The 10,603-nt window shown below is 37.5% G+C and carries 16 protein-coding genes; 7 read left to right on the top strand and 9 right to left on the bottom strand.

The genetic code is table 11. From position 1 onward, the window contains the following. Window positions 1-40: 40 nt before the first annotated feature. The gene (locus tag IGK77_RS06735; RefSeq protein ID WP_071867824.1) at window positions 41-1,504 is read right to left on the bottom strand and encodes a peptide MFS transporter; all 1,464 of its coding nucleotides are present in this window, start codon (window positions 1,502-1,504) and stop codon (window positions 41-43) included. Window positions 1,505-1,876: 372 nt separating this feature from the next. Between IGK77_RS06735 and IGK77_RS06730 the strand changes: the two genes are divergently transcribed. Next, window positions 1,877-2,473 (top strand): nitroreductase family protein, encoded by a 597-nt coding sequence (locus IGK77_RS06730; protein ID WP_071867825.1) that lies wholly within the window; start codon window positions 1,877-1,879, stop codon window positions 2,471-2,473. Window positions 2,474-2,542: 69 nt separating this feature from the next. On the opposite strand, the gene IGK77_RS06725 is transcribed toward IGK77_RS06730, so the two are convergent. Beyond that, window positions 2,543-3,031 carry a hypothetical protein gene (locus IGK77_RS06725; protein WP_071867826.1) on the bottom strand — a complete coding sequence of 163 codons (489 nt, stop codon included), beginning with the start codon at window positions 3,029-3,031 and terminating at the stop codon, window positions 2,543-2,545. A 240-nt stretch (window positions 3,032-3,271) separates the two neighbouring features. Beyond that, window positions 3,272-3,469, bottom strand: coding sequence for a hypothetical protein (locus tag IGK77_RS06720; RefSeq protein ID WP_010735604.1), 198 nt, complete (start codon window positions 3,467-3,469; stop codon window positions 3,272-3,274). 272 nt (window positions 3,470-3,741) lie between these two features. On the opposite strand from IGK77_RS06720, the gene IGK77_RS06715 reads away from it, so the two are divergent. Further along, window positions 3,742-4,491, top strand: a complete 750-nt coding sequence (locus IGK77_RS06715) for a C39 family peptidase (protein ID WP_071867827.1) — start codon at window positions 3,742-3,744, stop codon at window positions 4,489-4,491. Window positions 4,492-4,550: 59 nt separating this feature from the next. After that, a complete protein-coding gene (locus IGK77_RS06710; protein ID WP_071867828.1) occupies window positions 4,551-4,973 on the top strand; it encodes a hypothetical protein in 423 nt (140 codons plus the stop codon). Window positions 4,974-5,065: 92 nt separating this feature from the next. Here IGK77_RS06710 and IGK77_RS06705 read toward each other — a convergent pair whose 3' ends face one another. After that, entirely contained in the window at window positions 5,066-5,437 is a 372-nt protein-coding gene (locus IGK77_RS06705; RefSeq protein WP_071867829.1) for a YxeA family protein, read from the bottom strand. A 159-nt stretch (window positions 5,438-5,596) separates the two neighbouring features. Between IGK77_RS06705 and IGK77_RS06700 the strand changes: the two genes are divergently transcribed. Then, the gene (locus IGK77_RS06700) at window positions 5,597-5,782 is read left to right on the top strand and encodes a hypothetical protein (protein ID WP_019724087.1); all 186 of its coding nucleotides are present in this window, start codon (window positions 5,597-5,599) and stop codon (window positions 5,780-5,782) included. A 156-nt stretch (window positions 5,783-5,938) separates the two neighbouring features. On the opposite strand, the gene IGK77_RS06695 is transcribed toward IGK77_RS06700, so the two are convergent. After that, window positions 5,939-6,127: a hypothetical protein gene (locus IGK77_RS06695; protein ID WP_065095892.1), complete on the bottom strand. Its 189-nt coding sequence runs from the start codon at window positions 6,125-6,127 to the stop codon at window positions 5,939-5,941. A 22-nt stretch (window positions 6,128-6,149) separates the two neighbouring features. Further along, entirely contained in the window at window positions 6,150-6,413 is a 264-nt protein-coding gene (locus tag IGK77_RS06690) for a hypothetical protein (protein ID WP_071867831.1), read from the bottom strand. A 170-nt stretch (window positions 6,414-6,583) separates the two neighbouring features. On the opposite strand from IGK77_RS06690, the gene IGK77_RS06685 reads away from it, so the two are divergent. Further along, window positions 6,584-6,838 (top strand): glucose uptake protein, encoded by a 255-nt coding sequence (locus tag IGK77_RS06685; protein WP_071867832.1) that lies wholly within the window; start codon window positions 6,584-6,586, stop codon window positions 6,836-6,838. A 73-nt stretch (window positions 6,839-6,911) separates the two neighbouring features. Here IGK77_RS06685 and IGK77_RS06680 read toward each other — a convergent pair whose 3' ends face one another. After that, a complete protein-coding gene (locus tag IGK77_RS06680; protein WP_071867833.1) occupies window positions 6,912-7,346 on the bottom strand; it encodes a universal stress protein in 435 nt (144 codons plus the stop codon). A gap of 340 nt (window positions 7,347-7,686) precedes the next feature. On the opposite strand from IGK77_RS06680, the gene IGK77_RS06675 reads away from it, so the two are divergent. Beyond that, window positions 7,687-8,301: a LysM peptidoglycan-binding domain-containing protein gene (locus tag IGK77_RS06675; protein WP_074799681.1), complete on the top strand. Its 615-nt coding sequence runs from the start codon at window positions 7,687-7,689 to the stop codon at window positions 8,299-8,301. A 53-nt stretch (window positions 8,302-8,354) separates the two neighbouring features. On the opposite strand, the gene IGK77_RS06670 is transcribed toward IGK77_RS06675, so the two are convergent. Together IGK77_RS06670 and arsC are read right to left on the bottom strand one after the other, a co-directional pair. Then, on the bottom strand, window positions 8,355-8,912 hold the full coding sequence (locus tag IGK77_RS06670; RefSeq protein WP_071867096.1) for a ClbS/DfsB family four-helix bundle protein: 558 nt from the start codon (window positions 8,910-8,912) through the stop codon (window positions 8,355-8,357). Window positions 8,913-9,254: 342 nt separating this feature from the next. Continuing rightward, window positions 9,255-9,689, bottom strand: a complete 435-nt coding sequence (gene arsC, locus IGK77_RS06665; protein ID WP_074799682.1) for an arsenate reductase (thioredoxin) — start codon at window positions 9,687-9,689, stop codon at window positions 9,255-9,257. Between the two features lie 260 nt (window positions 9,690-9,949). On the opposite strand from arsC, the gene IGK77_RS06660 reads away from it, so the two are divergent. After that, on the top strand, window positions 9,950-10,528 hold the full coding sequence (locus IGK77_RS06660) for a helix-turn-helix domain-containing protein (protein WP_074799683.1): 579 nt from the start codon (window positions 9,950-9,952) through the stop codon (window positions 10,526-10,528). Window positions 10,529-10,603: the final 75 nt, after the last annotated feature.

Genomic DNA, 10,603 nt, shown 5'->3' with positions numbered 1-10,603 from the left:
GATGGACGACTGTCCTCTCCGACAAATGACGCTGATCCAATCAGTGGATCGAGCCCATTAATTTTTTGATTGGTTCTTTGATTGCAAATAAAATCACTGCACCAACGATTGCTACGACACCAATGATCCCAAAGTACGCTGATTCGGTACCAGGTGTATAAAAACGAGCGATTTGTGCATTGATGGCTTGTGAAGAAGCATCGGCTAAAAACCAGATCGCAATCGTTTGCGATTCAAAGGCTCTAGGTGCTAATTTCGTCGTAACAGAAAGACCGACAGGTGATAAGCAAAGTTCAGCGATCACGATGATGAAGAAGCTACCGATCAACCAAAGTGGGCTGACTTTTCCAGCTGTTCCATATAACATTCCTGGCAACATCAGTAATAGGTAAGACAATCCGGCAAATAACAACCCTAGAGAGAATTTCACGACAGTTGATGGTTGACGTTTGCCTAAACGAGTCCATAAAGTAACGAACACAGGTGTCAAAATAAAGATGAAGATCGGATTCAATGATTGATACCAACTTGCTTGGATCGGAACACCCATCAAGGTCGATTGTGTTCGTTCACTCGCAAATAACGCAAGGATCGATGACCCTTGTTCTTGCAATGACCAAAAGATGATTGCTGCTAAAAACAACGGGATATATGCCCATACTCGTGGTTTTTCTTCCACCGACACATCTTTTGAAGTCAACATTTTAATAAAGTAATATAATGGTAGAACGATTCCTAAGACACTGATCGTATTAACAAAGAAATCGATCGTTAAATGTCCAGTTAGTTGTGCTCCACCAAAAATAATAGCAAATACGACCAAAGCGATCACAACATTACGGATAAATCCTTTGCGTTCTCCTTGTGTCAAAGGATTTGGAGGTGTCATACCCACTCCATCCAATGTCTTACGTCCTTGGATCACATATTGCAACAATCCGAAGAACATACCGATAGCGGCTAATGAGAAACCTAAATGGTAGTTATACTCTTGACCGATCGTACCGACGATCAACGGCGCGAGCAATGCGCCTAAATTGACACCCATATAAAAAATCGAAAATCCTGCATCTCTTCTTAAATCGGTTTTCGTATACAAATGCCCAACCATTCCCGAAACGTTTGGTTTTAAGAAAGCTGTACCGATGATGATCAGTGCCATCGAGATAAATAAAGTAGAGACACCAAACGGCAATGCCAAAACAACATGACCGATCATGATGAAGATCCCACCAATAAAGACGGTTTTTTTGGCTCCTAACACACGATCTGAAAACCAGCCGCCTACGATACTCGACATATAAATCAACGAACCGTAGATCGACATGATCGACAACGCTGTGGCACGAGGTAAACCAAGTCCACCATTTGCTACCGTGTCGTACATATAATAGATCAGTAAGGCACGCATACCATAATAACTGAATCGTTCCCACATCTCTGTGAAGAACAATGTAGACAATCCCTTCGGCTGACCGAAGAACCCTTTGTCTTGTTTTTCCATATTCCCATACCCCAATTCTTTTAATTTTCAGAAAATAATACACATATTTACCGAAAATCCGTGTAAAAATATTTATTTAAGAAATATATACTTATTTTCTATAAATACAACAAAATTTTAATGGGAAAACGATAAGAAAAAACATAGGTTATTTTTAATAATTATATAGTCTACTTCATGTCATGAAGCTCAAATGTCGGTATATTCAGTATGTAAACGGTCTCGTAACGAATTTTTTATGTAAAAGAACATCTTTTTTCTATTCTTACATTTTGTTGAGCGTTTTGTTTTACTTACTTTTTGTAAGATGATATACTTCGTTTTGTCATCAAGAAAAAAACGCAGAAAAGCGAATTAAAGGAGAACTAATCTATGACTGAATTTACAAATATCTTAAAAAACCGCCGTTCGATCTATGATCTAGGCCGTAACGTATCACAATCAAATGAAGAATTAACAACATTGATCCAAGAAGCAATCAAAGAAAGCCCTACTGCTTTCAATGCGCAATCAACACGTGCAGTAATCTTATTTGGCGATGCACATGAAAAATTATGGGAAATGACAGAAGAAGCTTTACGTCCATTGACACCTGCTGATGCTTTCCCAAATACTCAAAACAAATTAGCTAGTTTCAAAAAAGGTTACGGTACTGTCTTGTTCTTCAAAGACACAGATGTGATCAAAAACTTGCAAGAGCAATTTGCATTATATGCAGATAACTTCCCTGATTGGTCAGAACAATCAAATGGTATTGCTACAGCCAATACTTGGGTGGCATTAAGCGAAGAAGGTTTAGGTGCAAACCTACAACATTACAATCCAGTGATCGATGAAGCTGTCGCAAAAGAATGGTCGATTCCTACAAACTGGAAATTACGTGCACAATTAGTCTTTGGTTCACCTGAATCTCCAGCTGGCGAAAAAGAATATATGAACGATGCTGATCGTTTCCGCGTGTTTGGCTAATTCCACTAATACAAAAAGACAGCTCCCTCTTTTAAAAGAAGGAGCTGTCTTTTTTGTCATTTCAATGGATCATTCATCCTCATGCTCGATCATGATATCAAGTTCTGCATCATCATTTAAGTGTTTTGCTAAAAAAGGAATCAATTCTTCTAATGAGACAGAAAATTTCAATAACGGGCCACGCCAACCGTTCCGGAAAAAATTCATTTTGACTTCTTTCGAATCTTTTGGTTGGTAAAGAACGACTTTGTTGATTTCAGAATATGGCACTCCACGGCGGTCAAAGCTGTTCAAAACTAGCCCTTCTGTAGTAAGTCCTCGACTATCTAACAAGAAACTCAATAACACAAGAGAAGCCAAGATGCCTTTCACTAACTCATCAGTGGTTGGTTGACTAACCAATGTATACCATAGAACCAGTACAGCAAGGAAAGGAACAACTAAATAGACCCAGCGATTCCGAACCGTTTTATAAACGATCTCTCGTCGTACAAGCCATAGAAATAAGCACATGACGATGACAAATAAAAAAAGAACTATTGTAAAAAAGGAAACCATCTTATCGATCCACACCTTTATTTTCAACTCTTGAAACTAGAAAATCAAAGGGGTAAATCATGTCCCCTCTAACTGAACAAACGGTATTCAAGGAGCAGCACTTCGGTCATAAGCCAAAAAACTCAAAAATGAAATAGGCATTTTCGTTTTTTCTGTCTGATACCTTAGTGTTCAATGCTCCTTTCATAACCTTAAAAGGACCTGCAACATTATCATTCGATGTTGCATGTCCATATCTTCTTATTCAAATGTATCATATTTAGCTACTACCATGCTAGCTTTTTCTTCTAATAATTCTTGATCTTCTATAGCGCATTGGGCAACTTTGACTACGGCGCAATTCGTCATTTTTGAAACAACTTCTCCAACAACTGATTTGGTAAAACCAATGGGCCTACATGAATATTGTTCTCCTAAATTAATCATTTCTTCCGTCATCAAAATCCTCCTAAACTACTCAAACAGTTTGCCACAGAAAATCATTTCGTTTTATCTGTGTGTTTCGTTAGTGGTGTTTTGATCAAACTCTTATTTGATCTATCCGCATTATAGCGTACTGTTTTCGTTTTCACAAATTTTAACAGCTAAACATAATAAAAAAATCGTTTTTGGGACTGTTTTTCCTTGTTTTTTTACATCTGATCAGGCAGATTCATGTAGTTTTTTTTAAAAAAACAATTATAATAGAAAGAAGTCTGGGGGAGTCTTTCATGTCAAAACAAAAAAGTAAAAAACGATTACTACTAGGTGGGGCAACGCTAGTGTTGATTTCAAGCGTCTTTTACTTTACAAATAAACAATTAGAAGATCAGAAATCAATAACGGAGGAAAACATAGAGCAGACAAGCAAAACCGAAGAAAAACAAGTACTACTCGACGTACCTCTTGAAAATCAATTCGATGAACCTGCACTAGAGAATGGCTGTGAAGTAACCGCCTTATCGATGTTGCTGCGCTTCTATGGCTACGAAACCACCAAGAATCAATTAGCCGAACAATTAAATTATGTCCCCGTTTTCAATGCTGATGGCACTCATGGCGATCCAAATGAAGGGTTCGTTGGTGAGATTTGGGGTGGTGACTGGGCAATGGGTGTCTATGTTCCACCAATCGCTACGTTAGCGCAAGAAATCCTACAAACCGATTATCATACCGAACCGCAAACGGATGCAAGCTTGACTGACATCAAAAATGCATTAAAAGAAGAAAAACCTGTGTGGGCTTCTGTCACGATCGATTTTCAAGGGCCGACAGAAAATGATTTCATGACTTGGACGACTGCAAACGGTGAAGTACAAGTCACGCCATTAGTCCATGCCTGTGTTGTAACTGGCTACGATGATCAATCGATCTATGTCAATGATCCTTATGGCATAAAAAATCGTGCGGTACCAATCGATGACTTTGAGCAAGTATTTACTGCTATGGGCGGACAAATGCTTACTTTAGAAAAGAACTAGTATTTCCTAGAAAAATAGCTTATACTCAAGCTAACAACGCATGGAAGGAGCAAGAATCTGTGGAACGATTTATTCATAAAAAGGCGGATCCAAATGAAATCCCAATCATCTTCGTCCGTGATACTGCTGGGAATATCCAAAAAAAAGTGTCAGTCAATGAATGGACGAACCGATACAGCCCTGCTTCCCTCGATTTACTTGAAATCAAACTTTATCGACAAGCATTGACTTATTATTCAGAGCAAGACTACGAGAAAGCCATTGATTTGTTGAAATTTTTGATCATTCAAACTGGCTATACTCATTTTGAGTACATCGAACGTCTAGCCACCATTTATCGTAAAACCCATGCAGAAGCACTTGAATATCAGTTGCTCTCTTCTGTCTTGGCATCCGCAGAAATCATTGGCTTGCCTGCTGGATTGATCAAAAAATTGGAACGGCGGATCGATCAATTGAAATTGAGCATGGCAAGAAAATAAAATAAACCTAAGAACGAATGATTAAGTCATTAATCAATTATTCTTAGGCTTATTTTTTAATCCAATACTTAGTTTACATAATAAAAATAAAATCAACCAATTATAGCTAATGCTTCTTTAGGTACCTCTTCTTTGGGAATTTCTTCGTATGTTTCAACATGAGCGCCTTTATTCGTCAATCTCAAGTAACGGTCTTTTTTTAAAACAGATAACCCATTAAATTCAATCTCGCGTTCGTTACCATTTGCATCAACTGCTTTTTGGATATATTTTGCTGTACCGAACGAATTGACTTCATCGGGCTGTTTTGTTTTGACATACACTTCTCCCTTTGTGACTAACGGATTCAATTGGTCAATAACTGCTGGCAATTCTCCACTAGCACCCTGCGTATAAAACTTTAAGCCAAATAACGCTAAGCCACTGAATACAACGGCACCTACTAATACTTTGATTACTTTCATTTTCCTACCTCCTCTTTACTCTTTGAGTATAGCCTGTAAAAAAATCACATTCATCCGTCTCTAGATCGAGTTTTTTATCGGACTTTAGCACAGAAGTTATTTTTACAAAATTTCATAGATTTTTGCTATTATAATAGGAAAGAAAGGATGTGTTTCATTATGAATAAAGAAGAAATACTTCAGAAAATCAAAGATCTGGTCCAAAGTGGTAATTTCACTGAAGCCAAAACATTTTTCGAAGAGCATAAAGAACAACTAGGTCCTTACAAAGAAAAAGCCCAAGAATTTCTCCAAAATGTCGATTTTCAAGGAATAACGGATAAATTCAAAAATCTGTTCAAATGAACAATCATCTTTTCGTAAGGTGGTTCGAGCCAGAATATCACATTTAGAAACAAAAGATCCCTGACAATCAACGATTGTCGGGGATCTTTTAAGGTTCTGGCGACTCTAAAACATCATGAGTATTTGCAAAAGCCACACTTTTATCAAAACCTGCTTTTAGTACAATCTTGTTGGATCATAGTGATACGTCACATTGCCATTCAGCTCGGCCTTTCCAACAATAAACTTGCGATTCTCAATTTTTAACCATGCTTCGCGAAAAGCCATGACTTCCTCACGTTTGACCTCTATTTTTTGGATTTTTCCATCCATCAACTCTTGGATCATTTGTTCATAGGGATTCATCTTTGATTGCCTCCAGCTTATTTCAATAATCAGTGAATATCGGCGCATGTATTTCTTTCGTATCTAAATCTTTCCGCACATTCACTTTCGTGTAAATTACCTTTTCCACTGGAATACTATAGTAACTCTCTTCCCCATCATTAAATTGATGGAAATCTGTTTTTGATAAAATACCGTCGATTTTATTCATTAAAACTCGCGGTTCCACACTATTACTTACGATATAATAGCAAATACGGATATCGTTTTCTAAATGTAGATCAACTTCTAAAACAACTTGGTCCATGAAACATTACACCCTTTCTTTAAAAGAATTATAACAATAAGTACGTTCAGAATCAAAAAAACAACTTTTTTGTTGAAATCAAGAAATTTTATGACATCTCCCCTTGTGCATGTACGTACAAAGTGTTATTTTTATTTAAGTATTTCATTTTTCTTGGAGGCGTATATTGTATGGACACTATGGGACAACTGGTTTTTTATGTTCCTTTTTTTCTTATGACAACTTTAGCAATCTACTACACGAAATGGACGAAGCGGAAATTTTCCGTATTGCTGACACTTTTACCAGTCGCTTATTTTTCCCACAAAATATTTTCCCTTCGGCATTGGGAACCCACCCCAAAATTACTGTCACATGAATTAGGGTTGATTATTTCATTAACGATATTGATCTTATGGATTTATTACCTTTACAAACATCCTTAGTTACCAGTACTACTCTTCACGACTAAAAAAGCCACGTTGGAAATCAGCAACGTAGCTTATCAGGAATCGGAATTTATTTAACGACCAACACATTGCAAGGCGCATGTGTCACTACATAAGAAGCCGTTGATCCTACCAATGCTTGTTGGATCGAGCCTTTACCAGTCGCCCCCATCACGATCAAATCAATCGACTCCTGTTTCGGCAATACTGTGGCGAGCAAGGTTCTTGGATCACCCGTTTCCACGATTGCATGGATCGTTTCGATTCCAAATTCTTTTGCATCATTGATCCTCTTCAATAGTTCTACTTCTGTTTTTTGCTTTTCTTCCGCATAAATTTTCGAGAATGCATACGCACTGTGTGTCAATTCGATTTTATTGATAATTGAAACGATCAATAATTCTGATTGATTGTCTCTAGCTAATTCTAACGCTTCGGCAAATGCCTTCTCTGCTTTTTCTGAACCATCAATTGCCACCATTATTTTTTCATACATATTCGTCATCCATACCATCTCCTTGTTTCTTCTATTGTATCATTTTGATCGATTTTTATAAAAATTTCACTTTTTTACCGACAAATCAAAATTAATTTGCCGATTTTCTACTTTTTTGTTTTGCATTTTTCTAATAAAAAACAAATGTCAAAAACGCATGAATATCCTTTTATGATGTTTTTCTAATTAAAACGCACATTATTTATACATATCCTTGTTACAAAAAAGGAGCATTTGTCACAAACTGTCACGTATCTTTCACCTATGAAATATAATCCCATGGTAAAGTATTACTCGTTAGCGAAAACAGCTAACCAAATAACTTTTTAAAACACGAAGGAGATCTTTCATGAAATCACTTAAAACAATTCTTTTTGGAACAACTTTGGCTGCCGGCGCTGCATTATTTATGGGTACTTCTGCACACGCAGACGAAGCCTACACTGTTCAATCAGGTGATACTTTATCAACGATTTCTCAAAAATACGTTGGTGACAACTCCTTGATCCAAACAATTGCCGAAGCGAACTCAATCTCAAACATTCACCTGATTTTTTCAGGTCAAGAATTAACTATTCCTACTGGTGAACAAGCAGCTGCTCCTGTCGCTACTCAAGCGCCTGTAGAACCTGTTCAAGAAACAGCTCCAGTTGTGGAAACACCTGTAGTGGAACAAGCTCCTGTAGTAGAAGAAGCGCCAGTTGTGGAACAAGCACCTGCTACTGAAGTAGCTGTTTCAACTGGTACGAACGATGCCAAAGAATGGATCGCACAAAAAGAATCTAGCGGTTCTTACACAGCAACAAACGGACGCTATATCGGCCGTTACCAATTAGACTCTTCTTACTTGAACGGTGACTACTCTGCTGCCAATCAAGAAAGAGTAGCAGAACAATATGTTGCCTCTCGTTATGGCTCTTGGGACGCTGCAAAAGCTTTCTGGTTAGCTAACGGTTGGTACTAAAAAGAGCGATTTTGAAAAAATGGGAATCTTATTGATTCCTATTTTTTTTGTTCTTATTTCGCGTTAGTTCCCTTTTGTTTTTGCCTTTGACTTTGTTTGATTTTTTTGATCGCCCAATCATAATGGCTCGATGTAGCCGAAACAAAATAACCGCCAAGTGTCGTATTTCCTACCCAAGGATACTGTTTTTTTTGGAACAGCTGATCGTCATCGAAGGTTTTCGCCAGTAACATCACTTCTGCATGGCTTTCCTTCAACCAGTCAGACGCTTGCCGTAACGTAGTAGACTGGTGTTTTTTTGTAAAGGCACGATTCATTTCGGCTGTCGTTCGCCAATTATACGGCTCCGGCAAAAAAGGCACCGCTTCTCCCATTTGATTATCAGTCACCCACTTTAATAGCAAACAATGCCACTCGTATAAATGGATCAACACGTCTTTGATCGTTTGATCCCTTCGCCAATGTGCTTCTTTTTTCTTTTCAAGAAATACTTCCTCAAAATCAAATGTCGCTTCTCTCTGTTCCTCAGGTATTGAATCGATCAACTGCTGTAACTTCTCATAATTTTCAGCTGCGAGTATCAATAATTCCTCTTTTGACTTTGGTCTCATATTCTTCTCCTTATTAAAAATACATACGTTTTAAATCGTTTCCAATCTACCTATAATTCTAGTATGCCTGATTTCTAAAAAAAAGACGAGTAATATCCTAGAATGAATATACATTCTAGATGATTACTCGTCTTTATCCACTTGATTCAACGATCTTCATTCCATGTCTTGACTGAGAACCGCCTATCACTATACACTTTTTTGATCAAGTCATTTAACGGTACTCGCTTTGATACGCTGACAATGGCAAAGGCACCTTTTTCTTCAGTTCAATACTCCATTGAATTCTCGTTACCAAAAGAATAATACATATTTCTTCATTATAGACAGGTTTTTTTACCCTTAGTTAGCCATATCCTTTATTTTTTCCTTGATAATTTCGCGGGTCTTTCTAAATTCAGCAATAATTTCTTCTTCCGTACCAGTTGCTTTTGCTGGATCTTCTAAATCCCAATGTTCATGACGGATATGAGCTGGAATCACTGGACATTTATCCAACGCATCGCCGCACAAAGTGATGATCAGGTCGGCATCTTTAAAATAATCTGGGTCAATCAAGTCTGAGGTTTGCCTCGTAATGTCGATGCCATCTTCTGCCATCACTTTTACGGCACGTGGATTCACCCCATGTGTCTCCACTCCAGCGCTGCGAACGTCAAATTGCTCCTCCAGATATGCATGACCATACCCTTCAGCGATCTGACTTCTGCATGAATTACCGGTACATAAAAAATAAACTTTCTTCTTTTCTACACTTGTTGTCTTCTCCAAAACCATTCCTCCAATCCATTAATCCTTTTAGGATTAAGTGTATGATATCATAAATTCAAGGGATCGTTAGTTTATTCAAAAAAAACGTATGGTTTTTAATAATGCAATGATCCGCCATTTACATAACAAATAACCAAGAATACTGACAAAACAGCATTTTAAAGCATGTCAAAGACTTTTTACATGCTAAATCTGGCAATGACAAAAACCTTTGATCGTCGATTTTGACCTCTTCGATCACACTGAGATAAGAAGGAGCGGATACTATGGACTTGAGTCATCAAATAAAAAAATATCGTAAACAGCTAGCTTTATCCCAAGAAGAATTAGCCGAAAAATTATATGTTTCAAGACAAACGATTTCAAACTGGGAGAATGAGCGTAGCTATCCCGATATTCATAATTTATTGTTACTGAGTGTCCTGTTTGACGTTTCTTTGGATCAATTAGTCAAAGGAGATGTGGAAAAGATGAAAGAAAATGTGACACTTCTGGAAATAAACAAATATACTAAAGTCATGCTCGTATCAATGCTCCTTGCTTTGATTTCAATTGGGCCATCCTTGTTTTTATCTGGTAATTGGCGATTAGCTCTTCCCTTGATCTTTTGGATCGTCAGCATGTACGGCGCAATAAAAGTCGAGGGACTCAAAAAACAAGAGAATATCAAAACCTACAAAGAAATCGTTGCATTCATGGAAAACAAAGAAGTAGCACCTCTACGTAAACAAAGAGACAAGGTTAGAAATCGGATCGAAAAGGTAGGAATCGTCCTTTTGTTTGGATTGATTTGTGGGGTGATCGCATTACTCACAAGTCTGCCGTTTGTGCTATTCAATCGCTAGTAATATCGCAAAAAAACAAGATCAACCTTCAAGGATCGATCTTGTTTTTTGTTAATCGGAACCAAAACAAATTTT

The organism is Enterococcus sp. DIV0806c (assembly GCF_051710905.1).
In the GTDB taxonomy this organism is placed as follows: Bacteria; Bacillota; Bacilli; order Lactobacillales; family Enterococcaceae; genus Enterococcus_B; species Enterococcus_B mundtii.
Note: the sequence above shows the minus strand (reverse complement) of the source record. Positions and strands in the feature narration are given on the sequence as shown.